We start from the raw sequence: 24,027 nt of genomic DNA, 5'->3' as shown, positions 1-24,027 counted from the left end.
ATTTAAAAACAATCGATGCTCATATTGTTTATACTAGGTGCTAATTTTAGCAATAAATAAATGTTAACAGATTTCGAAAGCTGTTAGCAATTTTATTAAAAATAATTGCTGCACAGTTTGGCGTGATAGTGACAGCGTTTTCTGACGCGCAGGGCGGTAACCGTAAAGCAGAAGTAAGCAGTGAGAAAGCCGCACGTATGCTTCTAGCTGGCGAAGGGAATATGTCATCACTCCTGTAGTGGTAATCTTGAGGCTGGCAAAGCTATGCTAGAATGAGCAGATTCAGCGACAGTCGCTTGCATAGATCATATTCGGGGTCAGGGTCAGTTAAGCGAGTTTCCTGCTGGGTACTGGTGGTGTTTTAGGTGAAAGACATTGGTTCAACAACCGCTTAATTCTTTCAATAATCGACTGAATGAGCCAGCCAGATAACAATTAGCACTTTTCAACCACTGTGAAAACAGATTTGCCGGGATGGTGGGTAATAGTTCTTATACCGCGCTATTAGAATTCGGTATGTCCGCTCCTGGTACGAAGCAGTCAGGACTTATGAGTTTTTGGACCGCGATGAATGGAAACGATAAATCCTAAAAAGTTTTACACCTAATGAACCTATTACTAACATCACGATGTATTAATTAACGGGTAGTGAGTCATAGTGGGCATACCACCTTTAAGTGCTCTGAGTTAGTGGGAAGATGAACGCCATCGTCAGCAGACATTATTCAGGGATGTTGGCGGTAAGGTAATTAGTAGCTACAATTCTACCGATTCGAAATCGCTTAAGTTTTCAGCGAAATGCGTTTGGGGGCCTAATTGGGGGCCCCGGCGTTTTTCGAACGAAGAAAAAACTAGTAATAACAAATGGTAAAAGGAGTTTGTTCGAATCCTGTAGGGTCCTTCCTTCTACTCACGTCTCCATAAGTCTATAAAACCCAGACTTCACGCTGTTTATCAGCAATCTATAGTCTACCGTCGTCTATTAACATATCTTGAAATCTACCGTTATGTTTGGGGACATTTGGGGGGGTATTCTGTTCAATGAAATGGGATACCCCAGAATGAAGTTCACCGCACGTCAGGTAAGCACCGCTAAACCTCAGGACAAACCCTATTAACTCTCTGACGGGGCGGAATAGCCAAATGGTTCTCGATACTGGCGACTCGAATATCGTTATGCAGGTAAAGAGAAGTTGCTGGCTCTTGGTGTATACCTTGCTGTCACCCTGGCTGATGCGCGCAATAAACGTAATGAGGTAAAACGTGTCATTGCAGCTGGCAGCGATCCGTCTGATGTGAAACAGGCCATTAAAAACGCCAGGACCGTTGTTATGCAGAACAATGTTGAGCCGATTGCGATCACTGTGGAGATCATGACCGCGCCTTGACTTAATAACATTGTTGGCCACCAAGCCGTTTCTTTTCAGCTAATTCAGAGCGTATATTTAATTTTTAGCCTGAGAGAGTTGTAAGAGCATGGACATTCTGATTCGTGAAGTAAACGAAGATGACTATAACGACTGGCTTGTGTTGTGGGATGCCTATAACAGCATCGGTGGCAGCAAAGTAAGCAACGAAGTAACAACGCATACCTGGAACCGTATAAATGATCCGAATTCTCCTGTCCTCTGTCGCGTTGCTGAGTTGAATAATCAGATCGTCGGATTCTTGCTCTGTGTGCTGCATGAAGGCACATTTGTCATCACGCCGGTATGTTATCTCGAAGATTTTTTTGTTCACGAATCTTTGCGTGGCGGAGGGATCGGGCGAGCAATGTTACAGTGTCTGCATGATGAAGCTGTCATTAAAGGCTGGTCAAAAGTTTACTGGTTTACCCGTACAAATAACGCCGCGCGCAAACTTTACGACAAAGTGGCAACTACCGATGACTTTGTCCGGTACAGAATGGCTTTATAGAATCATTTTTTACTCCTCATTCACCACAAGATTTTCGAAGACCGCCGACTGGCGGTCTTTTTTATTTCAGGTTCCGGCCAATCAACTCCCGATGGCTTTGTTGTTAAATGCAGCCCGAGTGACCCTGACCCAAAATCCTGCGCCATTCAGAAACAGAATACCGGCATGATCTACACTCCCGGAACGGAGGTGGTGCCGATGAAAAATCATGATTCACCGAAGAGCAGATTGTTTTTGCCTTGTATCTGCCTCATGCGGTATTGGTACGGGAAAAAAACGTAATGGGTGCGTTTCTCGTTTCTGTGTAACGCCACACACTGGCCGCTGCCAACAGATTTACCGATATAAGCCCGCGGCATTGCTGCTATGCAAGCCGTTTCCTTTATTCCTGTGTGGATGAGTGCGCCCAAATTCTTTTACATGCCTGATTCCAGGCAAGCAGGGAATGAGTGGAGTATGTCTGATTGGGGTTATTCCTGATCGGCGTGGGCACTTATCCGCACGCATTCGCCAGGTATTGCATTATCAGCACATTTGCCCGGCAGACCGTAGCGCACTATCGTGATACTGGTTTCACCGCCGCGCCTTACCTGACGCTTTTCGTACACCGTTACAATAAGAACGAGTATGCAAGATTAAAGTAATAAATCGGGAAGATTAATGCAGTTCAACGCACAAAAAACGCACAAACCAAATTTTTTTGGGTATGTTGCAAGCTGATTTTTTTATTATTTAAATACAAGTGGTTATTTTGAAATATTGAACCCTGTAGGTTGCAATTATCTATCGTCTCTCACTGTCTTCTCTGGCAATTTGAACAGGCTTATTCACAGGCGGCGTAAAACTCATCTTTGCTGTATCCGTACCATCCCGAGCATTTTTGGGCTGTTTCCGGCACTTTTACTGTGGCCTTTTTATTCGTCCCCTTGTACCGGCAAACAAGAAATATGGAGGTGTTATGCGCTCTTGCATAATCCTGCGAATCCTTGAGGGTCCATGTCATTTCTTCATCCGTATCCGGTAATAATGATGCCCTTTCTTCTGGCGGCCCGACGAAAACGTCAATCAAATTCATGGAGTAGGTTTTATTGCTGTCTTTTATAAAAGCCGGGCAGTTTACTTTTTCGGCAAAAGCAGTGCTGGAAAAAAACAGTGCCACGCTACTTAAAAAGAGTGCATTACTCCACGACATAGTCATTTCCTCCGATGTTTTCGGGCATGGTTGCTGAGTAAATCGAATGGTTCGCTGGCCGGGGGGATGACTTTCTCGCCTCGGCTATCGATATTTTATCCCATCCAATGGTCTGGAACCTGGCTCCCCTGTGCAACTAGTCCTGGGTAAATAGCTGGGTGGGGCCTGCCATCGGTATAATTCCCCTATCGACCAACGAGATCAAGAAGAGGTGTCTGGTCGGTGCGGTGGGGGCATCAGCAAGTAACAACCGATCGGTGACAGCCCGACCGGTGTTTCCAGAACACTTTATGGGATTACGCTATAGCAGTTTTGTCCTGGCTGAAGATCTTACTGCAGTGGGGACACATAAGGGCAGCGCCTTTCTGGACGCGGGTGAAACTATGTTCTGACTGCTTAGCGCAGTGAGGGCAAGTGCATTGGGTAAGGTAGTTGCGATTGTTTTTTGAGTCTTTGCGTTGTGGCATAGATTGTTTCCTGATGAATGGGCTGCAACCATACACCATCCTTATGTATATAGCCCGTATCTTTAAAGGCTGGGGGGCTGATTTTCCAGCCTTTTAACGCATTTAATCATTCAGCTAAATCTTTATCGGGGGCGCCCCTTAAAGACTGAATATCAATTTCAGCGTCGCTCGTTTCAAGCAACTGCGTCAACTGAATCAGGTTGTTAAACTCATTCATCAGAAGTTCTCCGTCAGATTTCAGTGGGATATCAGTCGCATCAAGCGCTGCGTTAATCGCTTTTTTTACATTATCCAGCATTTCATTCATGCCGCCGTTTTTGCCAAGCGTCAGCAACAACGCGCCGATTAACAAAGACTGCGCCTCTACCCTGGCTGCAAGTAGCTTGGCTTCTGCATCCATTTTAGAGATTTTTGCAATAACACCGAGTATTAAATTTTTCATAAAAGCCCCTGTTTTTGCCATACTACCCCTGAATATATTATGGCTGAGATTTTACTCATGGAAGCTGAAACGCATCTATGAGTACGGGCAACATATCCGCATTAGACTGAACCGGTATTTCACGAAAATCATGCACGCCACGAAAACGTGGCAGGAAAGAGGTACAACGTACCGGTTAACGGTAGTGGACTTATTGTTATCGACACACCGCCGTTGCGTCTGACAATGGGTAACTGAGGGGACGCTTTCGTTTGTTTACCTTTGCCCCGATTGTGTACTGCTTTATTCCTCAATAACCAACCGGATTGTGCTCCCCACGGTGAGCGCCTGCAGCCAGGTACACAGTTCTGTGGGATCGTAACCGGCTTTAAAAGTAGCCCCGGTGTGTTGAATGCCTGTGACTTGCGCTGCGCTGTCAGTCAGCGTAACCGTAACGCTTTTATTACTCAGCACGATGCTCGCTATTGCCGCAGTAAGTTCGTATTCAGTGGCGTCGCTTTGAAAACCGATGCATTTATCCACCGGTTCATCCTCTTCATCAAAACGGCTGATAATAAAAAAATGTTCAGGTTCTTCATCGCCATCGCCCACACCCAGGATATAAACATCGTCCTCTTCGGTGTAATGGATACGGGTTGCGGTAAACGCGGCGTTCGCTGACATAGTCTTTTCTCCCTGCTGTACCACGGCGGAGTATAGGTCGTACGGGGAGGAAATGTCTCATTCGATTTCCCTCGGCCCCGGTGGCTTGTGTATGCTGGGTGACAGATCAGGCGTAATTAAGGAGCGATCAATGTTAGAAGGGTATTTCGATCTTGATGGGGCAACGGGTGAGGATGCTGTCGAAAATCGTAAGCGCTTGCTGGCCGTACAGGCCGCGCTGGAGATTTCCAAAGCTTGTGTTTCTGCTACCACGGCTAACAGCGGTATCCGAAGCCAGATGGATCTGCGCAATGTCGCGCAGGAAGTCGCCACGCTGGCGGATGCGATTCAGGACGCGCTGGAAGCAAACGCATAGCACGTAAGGGAAGAAGGGGGCGGAGCTTTTCCGCCGCCTGCATCAATGAATTCATTACATCTGCCGGGAAAGCTTTTAACACGGCTGACGGTTCCTGACTTTTTATTCGTAAATATGTTGCCTGGATCAAACGGATGAAAGGTACACCTTATGCGTGGAAAGACGTTAGCAACAGGCTGGTTTTTTCTGTTTCTGTCTCTGGCTTCGGTCGCCAGTGTGCCGCAACCCGCGCCAATATCTCATCAATCAGGCTCGTTCTTTCATCACTCCGCAGGGGCGGGCGATACGGCTGAAAACCCGGATGACCATGTTCAGGAGTCGACTGAGCGCTACGCGTTACGGCGAAAGGGTTAAAGCCATCAATGACAGAATAGCTTTGATAAACATTAAGGAAACCTTAATTTTTATTTAATGTAACTAATATTTTTGTGATATTAATTGCATATATAATGTCTGCGAAATATATCTGGAAAAGTTTCATTTAGGATGTATATTTGAGAATTACCCTGGGCTGAAAATACAATAAGTTATCCTGATATAATGACACATGAAATTTTTATTGAAAAAGAACTGATTTCATTGGCGTTATCGCTGATGAATGACGGGGCACAGGCATTATTATTAACAGAAAATAATAATCAATCTCAACAAATCCCTTTTACAACAGATTGGTTCGCAAGCCAGACAAACCGTATGCATGCCCGCCATTTTTGCGTGACCTGGCAATTATTAAACGATACCGGGCATACAAGTGAAACAAAGAGCATTCTAGAGGCTTATCGCCAGTATACTGAAGATTGTCTGTGCGAACTCGCTGTTCCCCCCGCCTTAACATTGCTGCAGGCATGGGCGCTGGTACAGGCCTGTGAAGCGTGCTCGCAGCATACAGGCGAATGCGCGCCAGCGAACTGTTTCGGTAGCCACAGTGAGGCGTCTGAACTGGAGTCATGGGTGTACGCGTTCTGTGTGGGCACTGTACACGACATCCCCTCTGAAAATCTTAAATATCAATGTAATAGGCGTTTTACCTGCTAACCCTGCCCCGGCCCGGACTCCTCCGGGCGGGTTTAAAGCTGCGATCTCCTGCTTTTTTTGTTACCCTGGCATCGTTCAATAAGCATGGAGAGAGCATGATGCCTGCAAATAATCCTGAGCGAAAAATAAAGGGTATTGTGGAGCAGTTAGACAACGCTGTTGCACGACGTATTGAATATCTGGAGTTGCATAAGAAAAGGCTCAATCAGGATATTGCATTGATCGAAAGTTATGACTATTTGCACGAAGATGCGTTAATTTTCGAAGCATTATCGGAGGTGCGCGATAATCTTGACGCTGCAACGGCGGAATATTATCGGATAAAAGCCCGGGCTGGCTTTTTAGGTTTGAAGTCACCGCTGAAGTTATATAAAGCTTCGCGACGTTATGCCGAGGCGGAAAAATATTATCAACAAAATAATGATGCGCTGCATGAGCCGCAACCGATAGCCGAACGCCAGCTGAAAATAAATGAACATACCCACTGGGTCAACAATGAAAAAAGCCGGCTGTCTGTGCTTAAAAGAGAGCAGGATGAATGCCTGACGGAACTGGCACTGGCCAGAACTTTTCAACGTAACGCAACAGATGCCTGTCGGGCTGCAGAAGGTACGGGGTGGCTGGCCCACGATTTTATGGGCTATTTCCTGGCGATAGTAGAGGCGGTGCATCAGGACGATTATCGTAAGGCCTGCCAGCTTTTGCCGATGCTGCGTTTTCAAAAAAAGCCGACGCCGGAGCAGTATCTGGTTTGGGCAAAGGAGGCCAATTTACTCAGGGAGCAGGCGTTTAAACAACAAAGCGGCATGCCTGCAACCAGCGCGTACCGGGAGATCGCAGCGCACTCCATTCAGCTTGCAAAAAATACCCTTCGGCAAAGCCCGCCAGGCTATCTCAATGTTGCCGAGCAGTGGCAATTTCTCTCTTACCTGACGATAGTTCCGCAAAAATTCCGTATCGATGCGCATTGGGCCATTTATTGGGCCATGTTTCAGTGCGGCCAGTCGCTCGCGAATGTCATTACCCATACCGATCAAAATGAAGATACCTACACTGGCGAGCTCCGTGCGCTGGTTAATCACTGGCTGGCCCGTTGGGCTAATGAACGCATTGCCAAATTTGGTTATCCGCAGAGCCGTTCTTTTTTCGGCACGCTGATGACCGCCGGAACGAAAGAAGAGATGCGCACCGGGGCAGATATCGGTCTGATTGTGGATCTGAATATAGGCGGCATGGTATGCCGCAAAGCGGCGTTATTTCAGGCTAAGAAAACCCGCGCCGGCAGAGCGGATATCGGCAGTCATTCCGATCAACTGGCGAAATTAACATTGGCTCCGGCGATGGGGTATTACCTTTTTTATCATCAGTACGATTATCCGTTAAGTGCGCCTGCGCCAACCGTCTGTTCTGCGGCGGAACTGCGCATGGCAATTGAAGCCAGCGGCAGAGACATTCACGCCAGCAGACTGGGGATGGATGTGAAAAGTGTGGGGTGGGACTGGGCCAGCTTTGTTTCGTTTGGTCTTTGCGAGGCAGATTCCGGTATCGGCGTGCCGTTTACCACGGCGCAGGAGGCCCTTACGCTACTTGGTGGCGGAAGCGCAGGGCTGTTGCCGAAAAATTTACTGCTGATATCTGTTTCTGGTGATGAAATGGTTGAGGAATTAATACAGGCGTTGAGAAACGACTATCACCGCGCCAAAGATCAGTTGAAGCAAAAAGGGCATGCGCGTAGCGGGCCGCAGTTAAGTTTGTAATCGCTGCCGTTGCTGCTCAGGGTCCATGATTATCATCACAGTTCCCGTCCTGGGGGGTTGTGAGCCGGAGGATGATTCGTTATAAGAACGCCTTAGGGACGTCATCGGACAAAACTGAGCGAAACCTGATTCCACTGTAGCCGGACGCGGCTGCAGTGGAGTCAGGTTTTTTTTTGCCTTTTTTTCGTACCTTGCTGCATCGGGGATAACATCAGCACCACACAGTGAGATAGCTGGCATGAAAGTAGAAAAAATACTCAGCAATAACGCTGTCCTGCTCACGAAAGACAAACAAGAGATCGTGGCCATTGGACGGGGAATTGGTTTTGGCAGAAAGCCGGGCGATAGGGTGGATGAGAGCCAAATTGAGAGCCAGTTTGTCAAAAAATCAGCCGGGCTGGCGGATGTCTTCGCGCAGTTACTTGCGGAAATCCCGCCACCGCAGCTGGCGGTCAGCCAGCAGATTATCGCGTTGGCGCAGCAGCGTCTGGCGATCACCGTGCAGGATACACTGTTCCTGGCGCTGAGCGATCATATTAACTTTGCCCTCCAGCGGCAGGCAAACGGCCTGACCATCAAAAATTTTCTGCTGTGGGATATCAAACGTTTCTATGCAGCGGAATTTGCCGTTGGGCTGGAAGCGCTGGCGCTAATAAAGGAGAAACTGGCCGTCAGCCTGCCGGAGGATGAAGCCGGATTTATTGCGCTACACCTGGCGAACGCGAAAAACAACAGCGATATGCACGATACGATGCAAAGCGCCACCATCATTAAAGATGTGCTGACGATCCTGAAATATGATCTGCACGTCACTTTTGACGAAGACTCTCTGGATTATCAGCGCCTTATTACCCACCTGAAGTTCTTTGCGCTGCGGCTGTTGCAACGCGATAACGTCTCTCACGGCGACGATACGATCTACCAGGGTATCACCGGGATGATGCCTGCCGCCTGGGCGTGTGCAATGAAAATCCATGATTATGTTGATAAAAATTATGGCTGCCAGCTCACCACGGACGAAATCATGTTCTTAACCATCCACATCAATCGCCTGAGCGGCGGCTAAGTGTATTGCGCGTTGCCATTCTGCTGGCTCTGTCAGGGCCAATATTGGCGTTTCAGGCTGATGCTGCGCATTTTTTCTGGTCTGCCGGGGCATCACGGGCAGGCTGCTGATGATAAAGGAGAGACTAACAATGCAAACGACATTTCCTGAGGGTTTTCTGTGGGGCGGTTCGGTTGCCGCAAATCAAGTAGAAGGCGCCTGGAATGAAGGAGGAAAAGGAGTTTCAACCTCCGATCTGCAACCCGCCGGGATCCATGGCGACGTCGTGGAACGTGATGGCGTCAATACCAATATCAAAGATCTGGCGATCGATTTTTACCATCGCTATCCGGAAGATGTGAAGTTGTTTGCCGAGATGGGCTTTAAAGTGCTCCGCACTTCGATTGCCTGGACGCGGATTTACCCTGAAGGAGACGAAACTCAGCCGAATGAAGAAGGGTTGGCCTTTTACGATCGGCTGTTTGATGAGATGGCACGTTACGGTATTCAGCCGTTGATTACCTTGTCGCATTATGAAATGCCTTACGGACTCGTTAAAAAATACGATGGCTGGGGTGGCCGCGAAGTGATTGACCTCTTTGAACGTTATGCGCGAACCGTCTTTACCCGCTATCGCGACAAGGTGAAATACTGGCTGACGTTTAACGAGATCAATATGGCGTTGCATGCGCCGTTTACTGGCGTTGGTCTGGCAGGTAAAAGAGATCAGCAAGACATTTATCAGGCTATACACCATCAACTCGTTGCCAGCGCCCGGGCGGTAAAAGCCTGCCATGAAATCATTGCCGATGCGAAAATTGGCAGTATGTTACTGGGCGGCATCCGCTACCCCATAACGTGTAAACCAGAAGATGTGTTAAAGGCGCAGCGCGTCAATCGCGACTGGTTGTTTTTTGGAGATGTGCAGGCGAGAGGAGCCTATCCGGCCTGGATTAAGCGCTTTTTCCGCGAAAACGGCATCAATCTGCATATTACCGCGCAGGATAAAGTGGATTTAACCGAAACCGTCGATTTCATCTCCTTTAGCTACTACATGAGCGGCTGTGCGGCAGCACAACCGGATCTGTACCAAAGCTCGCGCACCAACATCATGCGAATGATCCCTAACCCACATCTGGAGAGTTCGGAGTGGGGGTGGCAAATCGATCCACAGGGGCTGCGATTCCTGCTGAATGAGCTCTACGATCGTTACCAGAAGCCGCTGTTTATTGTGGAAAACGGACTCGGTGCGAAAGACGTTCAGGCGGCAGATGGCACGATCAATGATGATTACCGTATTCAGTATTTGCAGGCGCATTTGCTGCAGGTCAGAGAAGCGATTGAAGATGGCGTGGAACTGCTCGGTTATACCAGTTGGGGGCCGATCGACCTGGTCAGCGCCGGGACAGCGCAAATGTCAAAGCGTTATGGTTTTATCTATGTCGATCGTGATGATGCAGGCAACGGTACGCTGGCGCGACGCCGCAAGAAGAGCTTCTTTTGGTACCGGGATGTGATCAGCAGCAATGGGGCGACGCTAAACAATGCGTTCTGATGCCAGGGGCGTTTAGCAAAGAGGGTCATGAGGCTAATCAAACCCTGCGGGGGAATTGCCCCCGCAGGGTTCTGTCATCAGACTACTGGCAGTCCATCGCCAGTATCCTGTTACCTCCACGCGTCAGGGCATCACGATCACAATCGCCCGGCGGTAGGCAAACAAGGACGGTGTACCGTCGTCCTGCGCCTGCAAAATGAGGTGGAACGGTGTGGCAGTTTTCACTGCTGGCGCCGTAAAACTGACTTCGGTTGTTTCACTGTATTCAAGCTTCAGTTCTGGCGCAAAGTGAATACCCATGGTTGTTGCCGTTGGTTCTTTGTATTGCCACCAGCGGTAGCGCAGGCGGTCATTATCCGGATCGCGGGAGCCTTGCGCCGACAAATTCACCTTCTCACCTGCCTTCACGTGTAGCGTGACAATCTCCGTGCCGGGCTTGCCATTAAGCACAAGTTGCGGATTGTGGTTGGCCTGTTTGACATCGCTGTTCACGCTCCAGTCCATACGGGCAGCAAAATCGTTCTGGTACGCTTCGCGCCAGCGCCAGATAGTTGCCGGGGCAGTACGGTAATTGTTACCGTCCACACCAGTTACCGTGTCGGATGTGCTGGTCCGCAGTCCACTGCGGCTGTCCGGGTTCACGGCGGCATAACGTCCTCCCCATCCTCCGAATTCCGGATGTTCAGGCGCATTCAGCCCGTTTTGCAGCAAATAGAGAAACGAGGGGGTATCTCCTTCCATTGTGTATTCAATGGCGGGATAAACCGCACCGAGTGGGCCTTTGCTGCGGATATTCTTCGTTAGCCAGTCGTTATTCACCTGGCGCATATCGCTGCCGGCAGCATAGCTTGAAGACATGCCTATCCAGGTGGCAATAAAATAGTCGTTCCACGCATGAATACTGGTGATATAGCGCAGGTCCGGGAACTGAGCGCGGATCCACTCCCCGGTATTGTCCTGATCGGAAATGGCATACACACGGATCTTTTTGACAAAAGCCGCCACGTCTTCAGGCGAGCGGGTGGCGCGTACGTCATACAGCGCTTGCGCCAGATCGACAGCACCGCCCCAGACGTCGATCCACAATGGCCGGGAGTCCTGCTTATCTACCGACTGAATAATCAGCTTTGAGGCTGGCGTAGATTTGCCCGCACCCACGTACTCCATGCCGTAACCGGCTCTGCCCGCCCGCACAACGTTTCGCAGGGCATCTGCGCTCGGGTAACCTTCCGCATGTTTACGTAAATTGGGTAGCGCGCGTTCATAGGCATCAATGCGCTGATACATCATCTGCGGGTTCACTTTATCGCGTAGCCATGTCGACGTGGTGGCAATCAGCCCTTCAACATCAAACTCATTGCTGTAAACAAGGAAACGCACCAGCGATTGTGAGTCGTCTGGTTCGTTGCCGATGTCCGATAAAATCAGGATCCGCGTTTTTTCTGCGACACTCTGCTGCGGGGCAGCCAGCGCGTTTACACTGGTGGTTGTTAGCGCACACGCCAGCAACGTGCTGAAGACTTTGTTAAAAGTGGCCATGAGGTATTCCCTGTTTGCCGAATGACAAAAACAAAAAAACCTGCTTTCCGTTGCCGATAAAAGCAACGAAAAGCAGGTTTCGCCAAAAAAAGTTCTGTTACGCCCTGAGGGCTTGGTTATAGAAAGCGTCGACGCGTCAGGCAATGGATAAAATTGATAAATGTGATGAATGTTCTGTATTTACCGCCTATTTAAAATGCGGAAGGATTTTTTTTAGTGACAATTTTCACAAAACAGGCGGTTGCGGTAGTAATTCTTAAACGGGCTTGTTAGAAAGAGAACGTTCGTCAGGACGTCACCAGAGAAATCTGGGCGAGACCTGGATAAAGCAGTGTGATTTTTCACACTATTTTATCCAGGTTTTTTTTTGCTTTTTTTCCAGCTGGCCAGCGGATACAGGCAACGGGCGCATATGAACTGGCAATTACTGTCGTTTGTGAAACGGGAAGTCTCATTATGAATAGCAAAGTTCTGGCAGAAAATATTCTGCCGCTGGTGGGTGGAGAGGGCAACGTTGCGACGCTGGTGCATTGTGCCACGCGGCTGCGTTTTAAAATCATTGACCACAGCAAAGTCCGTCTGGCGGAGCTCGAAGCGCTGGATGGCGTGATTACTGTGGTGAATGGTTCCGGGCAGTTACAGGTGGTGATTGGCAACCGCGTACCAGAAGTTTTTCGCGCGTTCGGTGCCATCTCCGGGCTGCTAGACGATGACAAAGCAAAAAAAGATCAGCCTGAAGCGGGGAATAGCGCCTCGATTCTCGGACGTTTGATTGATCTTGTCGCGGGTATTTTTACGCCATTACTCGGAGCGATGGCGGCTGCCGGGGTATTAAAAGGCGCGCTGGCGATTGTGCTGGCCGCAGGCTGGATGAGCAACAAAGAGAGTACCTATATTATTTTGCATGCGGCGTCAGACAGCTTGTTCTATTTTCTGCCGCTGCTGTTGGCCATTACCTCGGCGCGAAAATTTGAAACCAATATTTTTGTCGCCGTCTCGGTGGCTGGCGCGTTAATTTATCCCAGCATTCAGGGGCTATTCGACGGCGGTCAGGCTGTAACGTTTTTTGGCCTGCCCGTAGTAATGATGAAATATACCGGTACGGTGATCCCGATTATTTTCAGCGTTTGGCTGATGTCGATAATCGAACGTTTCCTCAATCGCCATATCCATGAAAGCGTGCGCAATATTCTGACTCCGTTTTTCCTGCTCACGGTGATGGTGCCGCTGACGCTGATGACCATTGGCCCGGTAGGGATTGCGATCAGTCAGTTTGTCGCCTCGTTATTTGTATCGATTTATGGCTTTAACCCCATTATTGCCAGCGCGTTAATGGCGGCGGCCTGGCAGATATTGGTCATTTTTGGTGTCCACTGGGGCTTCGTTACCGTTTTTATTAACGATATTTCGGTCATGGGGCACAGTTTTTTGAAAGCGGCGTCCAGCCCCTCGGTGTTTGCCCAGTCGGGCGCGTTGCTGGCAGTGATGCTGCGTACCAAAGATAAAAAGATGAAGGCACTGGCGGGAAGCTCATTTATTGCCTCGCTGTTCGGTATCACGGAGCCGGGGGTTTACGGTGTCACGCTGAAATTGAAAAAGCCCTTTATCTGCGCGGTAATTGCTGCCGCGCTCGGCGGCGCGGTGGTGGGATATGCGAAAAGTTCCGCGATCTCAATGGGGATGCCGGGTTTATTGACGCTGCCAATTTTCTACGGCGAAGGGTTTGTCGGCTTTATTATTGGCTGCGCAGTGGCATTTATTGGCAGTCTTGCGCTAACGCTGATTGTAGGTTTTGACGAACCCCATTCCCGGCCTGCTCCGGCAGTACCTGGGGGAGAACCGCTGGCAATGGCGCACAAACGTACAACGCAGGAACAGATGTCAGCGGCTGGTGAGCAGATTGCCGCGCCGCTTTCCGGTTCATTGATCCCGCTTGCGCAAGTGGATGATAAGGTGTTTTCGGCCGGGATTGTCGGGCCGGGGTTCGCGATCGTACCGGAAGAAGGGCAGGTGTACGCCCCGGTCGACGGTTACATTGCCAGCACCTTTGCCAGCGGCCACGCGATTGGTCTCCATTCCAGCGGTGGGGCAGAAATATTAATCCACGTCGGCATTAATACCGTGCAACTGGAGGGGCAGTATTTCCAGATGCAGGTCAACGAGGGCGATACGGTTAAAAAAGGCCAGTTATTGCTCACATTCGATCTCAATGCCATCAAACAGGCAGGGTATGACACGGTGACGCCGGTAATTGTCACCAATAGCGAAGCCTGGCCCAAATTACAGATAAGCGATCAACCGTACTCCCGTGTTGGAGAGCCGGTGATGGCGCTATCGGTATAACGCTCCCTGATAACGGGAGTGGGTGTGCGACGAGCGTCGTTGTCGGCGCAATAAATTAAAAAGTTAATCAGTTATAGCGCTACCCCCACAGGACGTTACTGATTTCATTCAGGCGAGACCTGCAACTGGCGGAATAAATATCCGTCAGTTGCGGGTCTTTTTTTTGGGGGGCCATATCGAGGGGAAATGATGAACGTAACAATGAGAGCCACAAAAACGGCGATCGCGCTGGCATTACTGTCCTGCTATAGCGCCAGCAGCAGCGCGGTAGCGCAGAAACTCACCTTAGAGCAGCGCATGGAAGCACTTGAAGCGCAACTGAGAGTGACCCAGCAGAAATTACAGGAATATGAGAATAAAGAGAAAGCCGGGCAGCGTCGTGTCGATGTCGCCCAGCCTGCGGCAATGCAGCCCGCCGTCGGCGCAGGAACGACAATCGCCGCGGCGGAAGCAGAACCGGAACTCTCTCCTGCCACGCTGAAAAAGATCAGCCATTACGTGCAGGACGATACCGGTTTTAAATATTCAGGCTATTTCCGCTCCGGCTGGGCCACCACCACGAATGGCGGGCCAAAATCATGGGCAGTGGGTTCGCTGGGACGTTTTGGTAATGAATATGATGGCTGGTACAACTTGTCGCTGAAAAAGCGGGCATGGCGCGATGGCGGCAAATCCATCTGGGCCAATGTGCAGTTTGAAGGTGATTTAGGCTTAACGCAGAGTAATGAATCCTTCGAGAAAGGGATGTCCGGCGGCGGTATGGGCAAGCTCAGCAAACTTTATGTTGAAGGCAACGGCCTGCTGCCTTTTGCGCCGGAGGCCTCGGTATGGGTGGGGAAACACACGCTGCCGCAATACGAAATTCAACTGCTGGACTGGAAAAGTAACCGCACACTCTCCGGTGCAGGTGTGGGGATAGAGAACTGGAAATTTCCGGTCGGCGCGGTAAGTATGGCGCTAACGCGTAACGACATTGATAATTACAGTACTGTTTGTGCTGCGGGTTCTTCCAGCTGTAGCGACACGACGCAAGTCAATGTGAATATTGCTGAAGCGCGTTATAAAAATCTGCCCGTTACGGATGATGTCGCGCTGGAGTTGGGCGCAAAATATGCTTTTGCTAACCAAACGGATGAACAGAAAAAAGCGCAAAACGACAATGCGTATTACCAGGTTAAATCCTCCTGGCTCGCGCAGGCGATTTTACGTAATCCTTTACTTAAGGGCACAAATGAACTGACGCTGCAGCTGGCAGATAATTCACTGGCCAGCCAGTTTATGAATATTTCCAGCGCCAACCCGGATTTTGATTACAACAGCTCATATTACGGCATACACAGCGGAGGAATTGGCTGGCGGCTGGTGAATCAGGGTGAGTTTTATTTATCTGAGAAAGTCATCATGGCGCATGCGCTGGTGTATGGTCGCGGTCACGATCTTTACTCGACATTTACCGGGGCGCATACCGATTTTGAAACGGCGCGCGCCGTAATTCGTCCGTCGTGGATCTGGAGTCAAAACATGCAGACCGCGCTGGAGTTAGGCTATTTCACGCAGAAAAACAGCGTCAACAATATGACATACGACGAGTCGGGTTATAAGGTAACGCTGGCCCAAGTGTACAAAGTGGATACCAGTATTCTGAACTCACGCCCGGAAATCCGCTTTTACAGTACCTGGCTCAAAGCGCTGGAAAACGAGATTGATACACAGTCGTTTAATGATGGGAAAGATTATCAAATAAGTTTTGGCGTGCAGGCGGAAGTGGTTTTTTAAGCAAAAAAAGAGGGCGGCATCGCGCCGCCCCTTATTTTCAGAGCGCGAAATCTTCGAGCTTTTTACCTTCAGCGAGCGCTTTCGCAATCGCTTTTGGCGTGCGGCCCTGGCCTGTCCATGTTTTTACGCTGCCGTCTTCATCAGTGTACTGATATTTAGCAGGACGTGGCGCGCGGACAGATTTTGACTTCGTTGTCTGACCTTTCAGAGAGGAGAGGAGTTCAGTCGGATCAATGCCTTCATCGATTAATTTCTGACGAAATGCAGCCAGCTTGGCTTCTTTCTCTTCGAGTTCTTTGCGTAAAGAGACATCTTCTTCACGACGTTCTTCAACAACCACTGACAACTTTTCGAGCATCTCTTCGAGTGTTTCAAGAGTAACTTCACGGGCCTGAACCCTAAGCGTACGAATGTTATTAAGTGATTTAAGGGCTTCTGACATAACGTCACTCCTTGTGATGGAATTAAAAAATCTTTCCATCTAATTTTTAGTGATATCTACATAAAGATCAATACGAGAACCGCTGTTTTAGCAAATATATACCCTTGTATGCAAGCCTGTAACTTAATACAAAAGTTCCTGACAGGAATTCACTCACCCGGAATAGTTGAAAAAATGCTGACGCTGAATGATTCTACTAATCAACAAAACATCCACGTATCAGGCTGCGCGGGTAGAAATAATGCCGGGTGCAGCCATTATTTCTCAGTCAACAGACGCGTACAGCCGGTAGGGTTATTCGTGATATATCGCGTGTTTGAGTCTGGAAAAATTATTTCTGAATTCACGTGTTTTTTCTTTTCGGTTTGCATCCGCCTGCACCGCCATTTCAGCGCTGCTAAATGTTTGGTTAAATAATTCCACAATATCATGCTGAACATGTCGGCAAAGTAAGTAACTGAGGAATTTGGCGCGCGTCAGGCACTGTTGCGAATATTCCTGGTCAGTTGCCAATACCGCGCGCTCCAGCTCATATCTGAAGTCGAAAAAATCAACTCTGTTAACAATGTTTGGTGACTTTTTCTTCATAATTTTTTTCGCAAAGCGATCCGTGATATTGCTCAGTGGATACGCCTGGCCGTTATAACGGTTACCAGGTTTTACCAATATTAAACTGGAATTGTTCGGCCTTATCGCCATCGTATTTTTTAAAGGGCTGCGCCCACGAAAAGACCAGTGGACCTAGTGGTGACATCCATTGCAGGGCAATACCGGCAGAAACGCGAATATGGTAAGGGTCGCTATAATCGGCCAGCCCCGCGGCTTCGGTTTGCGCCGTATTCTGCCAGGAGGTGCTCCAGACTGTACCGGCATCAACAAACAGTGAGGTGCGCAGGCTGTCGGCATATTTGTCGCTCACAAAGGGTGTCGGCACAATAAATTCGCTGTTCAACACCACCATCGCATTACCGCCTGCGGCATCAGACGAGCTTTTTAACGGGCAAGCGCTATAGCTGCTCTCTGTGCCATTGCACTGATAATAAGCCGACTTGGGACCGATAGTATTGGAAGAGAAACCCCGCACTGAGGTTGAGCCGCCCGCGTAGAAGTTGTCATAAAACGGTACTTCGTTACCGTTCAGGCCTCCGGCGTAGCCCGCACGGAGATGCTCCATCCACACCCAGTTTTTTCCTTCATTTAATGGAACATACTGAGTGGTATCAAACGTCAGCTTGTAGTAGCTGTTATCCGAACCGGGGACGGTGACTTTTCCGGTTAAGCTGCTTTTGTTACCTGCCCGCGGGAAAAAACCGCGATCGAGATCGTTATAGCTCCAGCCCAGACTGGCGAAGACATCGTTGGCACTGTATTCCGCGCCGCTGTCGCCATCTTTGGTGACCACGTCGGGATAAATGCCACGCGAGTTGAGATAACGCCATGTCGTTAATTCCGGCTCCATATTGGTTAAATGGTTATGTACATAATCCAGGCCGACATTGAGGGAATTATTTTCGCTGATCGGGAAGCCCAGGTTGCCGCCAAGTCCATAGCTTTGCTGATTGTAGCTACCGGTATCGGCGTCTGAGGCGTCATAACTGTTGTAGAAAATCTTGCCGCCCAGGCTGATGCCGTCGACGGTATACCAGGGATCGGTTACTCCCAGTTCGATATAGGACTGATAACTGCTGCGGGTGCCGTTAAAACTGACGGTGTTGCCGGTGCCGAGCCAGTTATCCTGTGTGACGCCAAGCTGATAACTGATGCCGCTGTCCGTACCGTAACCGATACCGAAGTTAAAAGAACCGGTATTACGCTCTTTCACTTTATAGATCACATCAACCTGATCCGGCACGCCTGAAACCGGTACGGTCTGGCTATCAACGGTTTCAAAAAAGCCGGTGCGATCGAGACGCTCTTTGCCTTGTTGCACTTTTTCATCATTCAGCCATGCGCCTTCCATCTGGCGCATTTGCCGGCGCAAGACCTGGTCGCGTGTGATGTCATTCCCTTCGTAGCGAATCTGGCGCACGGAGTAGCGACGTCCGGCAGTGACATGAACATGCAGCCTGACGTTTTTCTGTTCATCGTTGATTTCAGGCTGTGTGGTGACCTGCGGCCAGGCGTAACCATATTTACCGAAGAGTTTTTTAATCTCACTCTCTACGTGTGTGATCGCCGCGCCGCTGTAGGTTTTGCCGTCCAGTGAGGCTGCCAGCGCGTCGATTTCCTGATTGTGTTGCGCCAGATCGCCCGTAACGGTGGTTGACACCACCTGGTAACGTTCACCTTCAGAAATGTTCATGGTGATATACAGCGACTTTTTATCCGGGGTCATGCTGACCTGGCTGGAAAGAATAGCAAAGCGGGCAAAGCCGCGATCCAGATAATAGCTGCGCAGTGTTTCAATATCGGCTTCTAATTTTTGTTTCTGATATTTTTCATCTCCGATCAGATTCCACCACGGAACGTGATCGCGCAGTTGTAATTGATTAAGCAGCGTCTCATCACTAAAGGCGTGGTTACCAATAATATTTATCTGAGCGATCCTGGCAGAAATACCTTCCTCGAAAACAAATTTTAAATCGACGCGGTTACGGGGCAGTGGTGTCACAACGGCATGCACCTGAGCACTGTATTTCCCTACGCTGTAATAAAAATCTTGCAGTGCTTTTTCTATATTTGCCAGGTTATTGCGATCGAGCGATCCCCCTTCATCAATGCCACTGGCGTTGAGGTTCTGTTTCAGTAATTCATCTTTAATCGATTTATTACCTGAAAAACTGATTTTGGCGATAGTGGGACGCTCAGTCACCTTTACCATTAGCGTTTTGCCATCACGCAGGATTTGCACATTCTCAAAGTTACCGCTGGCGTAAAGCGCACGCACGGATTCACTGATATCGTCATTGGTCACCTCTTCACCTGCTCTGACCGGCATGCTAAGTAAGGCTGCGCCTACGGTAACGCGTTGCAACCCGTCGAAGCGGATATCATCTATCCGGTAAGTGGTGGCTGCGTGAAGGGCAAAGGGGGAAAGGAATAAGCCAGCGATAAAATTACGTTTTTTAAACATGAATGTTTCGTCTAAGAGAAATATGACATAAAGAGCCTGCCGAAGTTAACTCTGGGTGATCCCTGAACCACGATCAAATTTACCCAAAACACCCCGAATAAAAACGCAGAATCACATTTAATTATGGTGAAACAATGGAGAAAGGATGGATAATCCAGAAGGTTAAAAAATTTATTCGCTCACGGAACTTAATTTGAATTAAAACATCAAAACGGCGTCTTCGATTAATTTAATGCCTGGTTAGGCGTGGGGATTTAATAAAAAAGCCCCCTTCCTTCAACGGGGGGGAAGGGGGAAAAGTTTGTTAGGTTTACAGTTCTTTGGTAATGATAAAGAACGCAGCAACTTTAACGAATAATGCGGCAGATAAAATGGAGCCAGCATGAATAAATTATGGGGGCTGCCTTTGTTTATTTTTGCAGAAGGCTGTGGTTTTTTTAGTTATTCCGTCGGATTCAAAAATAAAAAAGCCAGTGAACATTTTTTACCGCTAAGGTCATCCCTGGGCCGGGACCGTGAGGTTTCCCCCCTTCACCGCATTGCTGCAGTTGGGATTTGGAAGGGGGGAAGAGGTACTACAATGAAGGAATGGCATTGCGCCATTATTGATGCCGACCGGATCCATTCCCATCGACATCAACGCGTTAAGGATATACTCAGACCGTGAATGGATTATGCAGAAGCAGTGAAGATTTTGTCATCATCTATAACAGACGATACAGGCTGTGCCCCGGGCAATAAAAAAGCCGGAATATTTGATATTCCGGCCCGATGCAAGGCATCAGAAGTGCGTATTTACGCTGACATAAAACGTACGACCCGCTTCGTTATAGGTTTCTGCACCTGCGCCATACAAATATGCTCCAGTGGTGGAGTTGCCGGTGGTTTGCGCATTGCCTGCCCGGTAATGACGCACATCGAAGATATTTTCTACGCCGCCCGTCAGACTCAGGTTTTTATTTACCGTCCAGGTCGAACTCAGACCGACAATGCTATAAGGGCTGACTTCATTGAGTTCGCTGCCCGATACCGCCGCGCCTTTGTAGTTAAAGCGTTTCGGTTTCTGTCGGCCGTACCAGGTGAAGGTGCTTTGTAATGACCAGTCATCACGTACCTGCCAGGCGAGCGCAGAATTCAGCGTGAATTGAGGGATCACCGACAGACGATCGCCCGTGGTCTTGTTTTTGCTTTGCAGCATCCAGGTCAGATTGTTGGTCCAGTTTACTGTTTCCGTCACGGGAACGTTAAAGGTGCCTTCCAGACCTTCAACCAGCGCTTTTGGAATATTTTCCCATTGGTAGATATTCGTCGTGCCGTTGCTGGCCGTACCGACCGCGGCATAACCGGATTCGATCTTGTTGTGGTAATCGTTACGGAAGTAAGTGACCCCGGTCTGGAAACCGTTGTGCTTATACTCAATACCGATCTCTTTGTTGACGCTGGTTTCAGCTTTCAGATCCTCATTACCCATCAGGTAACAGGCCGCGCTGCTGTTGTAGCAACCCTGACCGTTGCTGTAGAGAATATAGTTCGGGTTGAGCTGGTACAGGTTCGGCGCTTTATAGGCGCGGGCGATCCCCAGTTTCAACGTCCAGTCTTCCGCCAGACCTTGCGACAGATTGAGCGACGGGCTCCAGTTATTGCCAACAATACTGTGATGATCAAAACGCAGTGCCGGCGTAAGCATGGTACTGTCGGTCAGCGCGATATTGTCCTCGGTAAACAGCGAGAAGATCTCGGCGCTTGAGTAAGGGCTGCGTCCCGTGCTGTCGGTGCCGGAAATTGAACCGTAAGAGAGCGACTGAGCAGTAGACACGCCATCTTTCATACGCTGCTGGTTCCATTCCGTCCCCACGGTCAGATTTTGATCCACGCCCAGCGTAAACGGAATATTCACCTCGCTGTGCAGCAACACATCCGCCAGGTCGATATCGGAGAACTTATCGCTGGAGAAGATCCCCTCCGTTCCGCCCGCCAGGCCTTCGTTCATCCTGGAGTTACGCGTACGTTCATACTGGGCGTACGTATTGGTTGTCACGCCGTTATCCCAGCCGCCGGTCCAGGTCAGCCCGTAGGTTTGACGGTAAAGACGGTTAGTCTCTTTGCCGTATTTGCTCTTCACTAATGTGCTGGTATTCGTGTTCTGGGTGTCTCCGGCGTACAGGTTCCCCTGGCGGCTGTAGCCGGACTCAAATTCCAGGGCCTGCATTGGCGCAAATTCCCAGCGCACTTTGCCGTGAATATCCTTGTTGATGACACCTTCGCGACCCGCCGGGTAGGATCCAGCGTAAGTACCGGTGCGTGCGGCCTCATGACCGGAGTTAATATCCTGCGCATCGGCCTGCGTTTTGCTCAGGTTGCCCCACAGGTTGAAACTGACTGTGTCAGAGAGCGGGCCGTTAAGGCTAAAGTTGGTGCGTTTTGTTGACCCCTCTTTACGGTGCTGCGGGGCATTCAGATAGGTGTTCCACGAGCCGTGCCATTCGTTCTGGTTCGGTTTGGTGATGATATTGACCACGCCGCCCATGGCACCGTTGCCATAGCGCGCCGCAGCCGGCCCTCGGACCACATCGATATGATCGATCATTTCTGCGGGCACCCAACTGCTGTCGCCGCGGCTGTCACGATCGCCGCGCCAGCCATAGCGCACCGCATTTCGGCTGGTGACGGGCTTGCCATCAACGAGGATCAGGGTATTTTCCGGCCCCATACCACGAATATCGATCTGGCGGTTATTGCCACGCTGGCCGCTGGTGGAGTTGCCTGTCAGGTTCACGCCGGGTTGGGTACGGATCAGTTCGGATACATCGCGCGCGGGCGGGTGTTTGCTGATTTCATCCGCCGTGATGGTCGAGACGCCAGAGGCCTGTAACGTTTGTTTGGCGGCGGTAACCACCAGGGTATCTTCACTGTGTGTGGTATCTGTTTTCTGGCTGGTGTCAGACGTTGTGCTGGTGTCAGCGGCATAGGCCGGAAGCGTCAGTCCCCAGAGCGCCATGTGAACCAACATGGCCAGTGAGTAGTGCGAAGTGTGTTTCATGCCATATTCCCTGTGTTCTTCTTTTACGCTTGATCCTCGCTTTTCCATTGCCGAATCATTTGCAGACGTAGCGATGCCTCCTTGTGCTGTTGCGCAAATAAGACGTAAAGCGGGTAAGTGCTTTCCAGCGCCAGCGAAAAGGAATAAAGCGAGAGAGGTCATTACATGACGTTATTAGCAAGTAAAATCATGCGGCAATGACGTTAGTGGAAATGGCATTGATTATCAACATAATAATCATTCAAATATTTCAAAATATAATTTATATATAAATCAATTATTTAAATTTGTTGCGAATTTGGTAATTACAAGTGGGGTTTAACAATGCACATTAAAAAACACAGATAAACCACACTGTGTTCATATTATTTCCATAATTAATCTGGTCATGACTCACTATTTACATTAACCATCCGGTGAATCTTATTTTCTTCACTCGCCACTGACCCGCTGCGGAAAAGATGCCAGCAGCCAGTCAATAAATACCCGCAAGCGGTGCGTGACATGCCGGTTTTGTGGATAGACCACGTGGAAAGGATACGGTGCCGGACGCCATGCGCTGAGGATCTCCACCAGTGCGCCGCTTTTTAGCGACGGGCCAAGGGCATAGCTGAAGGTCTGAATAATCCCTAATCCTGCCAGCCCGGCAGCGAGATGCGCATTACTTTCATTAACGCCAATGCGGTGTTCAATTTTGATGTCGGTGGTTTCGCCATTGCGTTCAAAACGAAACGGGAAAGCCCGCCCGGTTTGTGGCGAAAGGTAACTCACCAGCCGGTGGCCGTTTTTTAACTCTTGCGGATAAGCTGGTGTACCGAAAGCTTTCAGATAATCCGGTGTGGCACACGTCACCAGCGTGGCGCTGCCAATACGACGGGCAATCAGCGACGAGTTGTCCAGCGGCCCACCACGGATCACGCAATCGACGTTATCGCTAATCAGATCCACTGCGCGATCCGAAACGCCCAAATCAAGACGAATGTCCGGGTAGCGTGCCAGAAAATCAGGCAAAGCAGGGATCAACACATCCCGTGCGGTAGAGCCGCCCACATCAACACGCAACAGCCCGCGCGGCGTACTGCGCACAGCGTTAAATGAGGTATCGATATCTTCCAGATCGCGCAGCAGACGCGCGGTCCTCTCGTAATAGTCGCGTCCTTCCGGCGTTACCGTGACCCGGCGGGTAGTGCGTTGCAGCAGGCGCACGCCGAGATGGGCTTCCAGCTCCTGCACCAGCTTACTGAGCGTAGCGTTGGGCATCTCTAACGAGTCTGCCGCCCGGGTAAAGTTGCCTGCTTCCACCACGCGGGCAAAAGCCCGGATTGCCATTAATTGGTCCATAGCGCCTCCTTTGTTGGGTTGATTATACACACACAGAAATAGTCC

20 protein-coding genes and 1 pseudogene are annotated in these 24,027 nt (G+C 49.7%); 11 read left to right on the top strand and 10 right to left on the bottom strand.

All coding sequences use genetic code 11. The annotated features are described in order from the left end of the window. Window positions 1-1,061: 1,061 nt before the first annotated feature. Together ACUY4S_RS17195 and ACUY4S_RS17190 are read left to right on the top strand one after the other, a co-directional pair. Window positions 1,062-1,361 (top strand): annotated as a pseudogene (locus ACUY4S_RS17195) (Arm DNA-binding domain-containing protein); the annotation flags it as partial. Window positions 1,362-1,476: 115 nt separating this feature from the next. Next, entirely contained in the window at window positions 1,477-1,917 is a 441-nt protein-coding gene (locus tag ACUY4S_RS17190) for a GNAT family N-acetyltransferase (protein ID WP_312690959.1), read from the top strand. 823 nt (window positions 1,918-2,740) lie between these two features. Here ACUY4S_RS17190 and ACUY4S_RS17185 read toward each other — a convergent pair. From ACUY4S_RS17185 to ACUY4S_RS17170, 4 genes are all read right to left on the bottom strand, one after another. Continuing rightward, window positions 2,741-3,109 (bottom strand): STY0301 family protein, encoded by a 369-nt coding sequence (locus ACUY4S_RS17185; RefSeq protein ID WP_458022442.1) that lies wholly within the window; start codon window positions 3,107-3,109, stop codon window positions 2,741-2,743. A 296-nt stretch (window positions 3,110-3,405) separates the two neighbouring features. Continuing rightward, window positions 3,406-3,576, bottom strand: coding sequence for a YnfU family zinc-binding protein (locus tag ACUY4S_RS17180; protein ID WP_458024228.1), 171 nt, complete (start codon window positions 3,574-3,576; stop codon window positions 3,406-3,408). Between the two features lie 106 nt (window positions 3,577-3,682). Next, a complete protein-coding gene (gene iraP, locus ACUY4S_RS17175) occupies window positions 3,683-4,018 on the bottom strand; it encodes an anti-adapter protein IraP (protein WP_312691034.1) in 336 nt (111 codons plus the stop codon). A 282-nt stretch (window positions 4,019-4,300) separates the two neighbouring features. Beyond that, window positions 4,301-4,681, bottom strand: a complete 381-nt coding sequence (locus ACUY4S_RS17170) for a hypothetical protein (RefSeq protein WP_458022443.1) — start codon at window positions 4,679-4,681, stop codon at window positions 4,301-4,303. Window positions 4,682-4,811: 130 nt separating this feature from the next. Between ACUY4S_RS17170 and ACUY4S_RS17165 the strand changes: the two genes are divergently transcribed. The 6 genes from ACUY4S_RS17165 to ACUY4S_RS17140 all read left to right on the top strand — a co-directional run bounded on the left by ACUY4S_RS17165 (window position 4,812) and on the right by ACUY4S_RS17140 (window position 10,428). Beyond that, a complete protein-coding gene (locus ACUY4S_RS17165; RefSeq protein ID WP_312690963.1) occupies window positions 4,812-5,036 on the top strand; it encodes a hypothetical protein in 225 nt (74 codons plus the stop codon). A 150-nt stretch (window positions 5,037-5,186) separates the two neighbouring features. Next, a complete protein-coding gene (locus ACUY4S_RS17160) occupies window positions 5,187-5,390 on the top strand; it encodes a hypothetical protein (RefSeq protein WP_458022444.1) in 204 nt (67 codons plus the stop codon). Window positions 5,391-5,576: 186 nt separating this feature from the next. Next, window positions 5,577-6,071: a FlhC family transcriptional regulator gene (locus ACUY4S_RS17155; RefSeq protein WP_312690965.1), complete on the top strand. Its 495-nt coding sequence runs from the start codon at window positions 5,577-5,579 to the stop codon at window positions 6,069-6,071. A gap of 95 nt (window positions 6,072-6,166) precedes the next feature. Beyond that, window positions 6,167-7,828, top strand: coding sequence for a hypothetical protein (locus ACUY4S_RS17150; protein WP_458022445.1), 1,662 nt, complete (start codon window positions 6,167-6,169; stop codon window positions 7,826-7,828). A 238-nt stretch (window positions 7,829-8,066) separates the two neighbouring features. Then, window positions 8,067-8,894, top strand: coding sequence for a BglG family transcription antiterminator LicT (gene licT / locus ACUY4S_RS17145; RefSeq protein ID WP_458022446.1), 828 nt, complete (start codon window positions 8,067-8,069; stop codon window positions 8,892-8,894). A 130-nt stretch (window positions 8,895-9,024) separates the two neighbouring features. After that, window positions 9,025-10,428 (top strand): glycoside hydrolase family 1 protein, encoded by a 1,404-nt coding sequence (locus ACUY4S_RS17140; protein ID WP_458022447.1) that lies wholly within the window; start codon window positions 9,025-9,027, stop codon window positions 10,426-10,428. A gap of 123 nt (window positions 10,429-10,551) precedes the next feature. Here ACUY4S_RS17140 and ACUY4S_RS17135 read toward each other — a convergent pair whose 3' ends face one another. Beyond that, window positions 10,552-11,967, bottom strand: a complete 1,416-nt coding sequence (locus ACUY4S_RS17135; RefSeq protein WP_458022448.1) for a DUF1593 domain-containing protein — start codon at window positions 11,965-11,967, stop codon at window positions 10,552-10,554. Window positions 11,968-12,423: 456 nt separating this feature from the next. Between ACUY4S_RS17135 and ACUY4S_RS17130 the strand changes: the two genes are divergently transcribed. After that, window positions 12,424-14,310 (top strand): beta-glucoside-specific PTS transporter subunit IIABC, encoded by a 1,887-nt coding sequence (locus ACUY4S_RS17130; RefSeq protein WP_458022449.1) that lies wholly within the window; start codon window positions 12,424-12,426, stop codon window positions 14,308-14,310. Between the two features lie 201 nt (window positions 14,311-14,511). Beyond that, window positions 14,512-16,086 (top strand): carbohydrate porin, encoded by a 1,575-nt coding sequence (locus tag ACUY4S_RS17125; protein ID WP_458022450.1) that lies wholly within the window; start codon window positions 14,512-14,514, stop codon window positions 16,084-16,086. 37 nt (window positions 16,087-16,123) lie between these two features. Here ACUY4S_RS17125 and ACUY4S_RS17120 read toward each other — a convergent pair whose 3' ends face one another. The 3 genes from ACUY4S_RS17120 to bamA all read right to left on the bottom strand — a co-directional run bounded on the left by ACUY4S_RS17120 (window position 16,124) and on the right by bamA (window position 19,601). Beyond that, window positions 16,124-16,528, bottom strand: coding sequence for an H-NS family histone-like protein (locus tag ACUY4S_RS17120; protein ID WP_312690972.1), 405 nt, complete (start codon window positions 16,526-16,528; stop codon window positions 16,124-16,126). Between the two features lie 294 nt (window positions 16,529-16,822). Continuing rightward, window positions 16,823-17,116 (bottom strand): hypothetical protein, encoded by a 294-nt coding sequence (locus ACUY4S_RS17115; RefSeq protein ID WP_312690973.1) that lies wholly within the window; start codon window positions 17,114-17,116, stop codon window positions 16,823-16,825. A gap of 61 nt (window positions 17,117-17,177) precedes the next feature. Further along, complete coding sequence (bamA, locus tag ACUY4S_RS17110) at window positions 17,178-19,601, bottom strand: outer membrane protein assembly factor BamA (RefSeq protein WP_458022451.1); 2,424 nt, start codon at window positions 19,599-19,601, stop codon at window positions 17,178-17,180. Between the two features lie 382 nt (window positions 19,602-19,983). Here bamA and ACUY4S_RS17105 point away from each other — a divergent pair, with 382 nt between their 5' ends. Next, window positions 19,984-20,268 carry a hypothetical protein gene (locus ACUY4S_RS17105; protein WP_458022452.1) on the top strand — a complete coding sequence of 95 codons (285 nt, stop codon included), beginning with the start codon at window positions 19,984-19,986 and terminating at the stop codon, window positions 20,266-20,268. Window positions 20,269-20,382: 114 nt separating this feature from the next. Here ACUY4S_RS17105 and ACUY4S_RS17100 read toward each other — a convergent pair whose 3' ends face one another. Together ACUY4S_RS17100 and ACUY4S_RS17095 are read right to left on the bottom strand one after the other, a co-directional pair. Next, complete coding sequence (locus ACUY4S_RS17100; RefSeq protein ID WP_458022453.1) at window positions 20,383-22,641, bottom strand: TonB-dependent siderophore receptor; 2,259 nt, start codon at window positions 22,639-22,641, stop codon at window positions 20,383-20,385. A gap of 432 nt (window positions 22,642-23,073) precedes the next feature. Continuing rightward, the gene (locus ACUY4S_RS17095; protein ID WP_458022454.1) at window positions 23,074-23,982 is read right to left on the bottom strand and encodes a LysR family transcriptional regulator; all 909 of its coding nucleotides are present in this window, start codon (window positions 23,980-23,982) and stop codon (window positions 23,074-23,076) included. Window positions 23,983-24,027 lie beyond the last annotated feature (45 nt).

Source organism: Kosakonia beeri, from assembly GCF_054165705.1.
This window is presented reverse-complemented; position numbering and strand designations above follow the sequence as displayed.

What these genes read in the sequence shown, in the direction of transcription:
- ACUY4S_RS17190 (WP_312690959.1), top strand. Translation starts at nt 1,477, where the DNA reads ATGGACATTCTGATTCGTGAAGTAAACGAAGATGACTATAACGACTGG.
- ACUY4S_RS17185 (WP_458022442.1), bottom strand. Translation starts at nt 3,109, where the DNA reads ATGTCGTGGAGTAATGCACTCTTTTTAAGTAGCGTGGCACTGTTTTTT.
- ACUY4S_RS17180 (WP_458024228.1), bottom strand. Translation starts at nt 3,576, where the DNA reads ATGCCACAACGCAAAGACTCAAAAAACAATCGCAACTACCTTACCCAA.
- iraP (WP_312691034.1), bottom strand. Translation starts at nt 4,018, where the DNA reads ATGAAAAATTTAATACTCGGTGTTATTGCAAAAATCTCTAAAATGGAT.
- ACUY4S_RS17170 (WP_458022443.1), bottom strand. Translation starts at nt 4,681, where the DNA reads ATGTCAGCGAACGCCGCGTTTACCGCAACCCGTATCCATTACACCGAA.
- ACUY4S_RS17165 (WP_312690963.1), top strand. Translation starts at nt 4,812, where the DNA reads ATGTTAGAAGGGTATTTCGATCTTGATGGGGCAACGGGTGAGGATGCT.
- ACUY4S_RS17160 (WP_458022444.1), top strand. Translation starts at nt 5,187, where the DNA reads ATGCGTGGAAAGACGTTAGCAACAGGCTGGTTTTTTCTGTTTCTGTCT.
- ACUY4S_RS17155 (WP_312690965.1), top strand. Translation starts at nt 5,577, where the DNA reads ATGACACATGAAATTTTTATTGAAAAAGAACTGATTTCATTGGCGTTA.
- ACUY4S_RS17150 (WP_458022445.1), top strand. Translation starts at nt 6,167, where the DNA reads ATGATGCCTGCAAATAATCCTGAGCGAAAAATAAAGGGTATTGTGGAG.
- licT (WP_458022446.1), top strand. Translation starts at nt 8,067, where the DNA reads ATGAAAGTAGAAAAAATACTCAGCAATAACGCTGTCCTGCTCACGAAA.
- ACUY4S_RS17140 (WP_458022447.1), top strand. Translation starts at nt 9,025, where the DNA reads ATGCAAACGACATTTCCTGAGGGTTTTCTGTGGGGCGGTTCGGTTGCC.
- ACUY4S_RS17135 (WP_458022448.1), bottom strand. Translation starts at nt 11,967, where the DNA reads ATGGCCACTTTTAACAAAGTCTTCAGCACGTTGCTGGCGTGTGCGCTA.
- ACUY4S_RS17130 (WP_458022449.1), top strand. Translation starts at nt 12,424, where the DNA reads ATGAATAGCAAAGTTCTGGCAGAAAATATTCTGCCGCTGGTGGGTGGA.
- ACUY4S_RS17125 (WP_458022450.1), top strand. Translation starts at nt 14,512, where the DNA reads ATGAGAGCCACAAAAACGGCGATCGCGCTGGCATTACTGTCCTGCTAT.
- ACUY4S_RS17120 (WP_312690972.1), bottom strand. Translation starts at nt 16,528, where the DNA reads ATGTCAGAAGCCCTTAAATCACTTAATAACATTCGTACGCTTAGGGTT.
- ACUY4S_RS17115 (WP_312690973.1), bottom strand. Translation starts at nt 17,116, where the DNA reads ATGAAGAAAAAGTCACCAAACATTGTTAACAGAGTTGATTTTTTCGAC.
- bamA (WP_458022451.1), bottom strand. Translation starts at nt 19,601, where the DNA reads ATGTTTAAAAAACGTAATTTTATCGCTGGCTTATTCCTTTCCCCCTTT.
- ACUY4S_RS17105 (WP_458022452.1), top strand. Translation starts at nt 19,984, where the DNA reads ATGAATAAATTATGGGGGCTGCCTTTGTTTATTTTTGCAGAAGGCTGT.
- ACUY4S_RS17100 (WP_458022453.1), bottom strand. Translation starts at nt 22,641, where the DNA reads ATGAAACACACTTCGCACTACTCACTGGCCATGTTGGTTCACATGGCG.
- ACUY4S_RS17095 (WP_458022454.1), bottom strand. Translation starts at nt 23,982, where the DNA reads ATGGACCAATTAATGGCAATCCGGGCTTTTGCCCGCGTGGTGGAAGCA.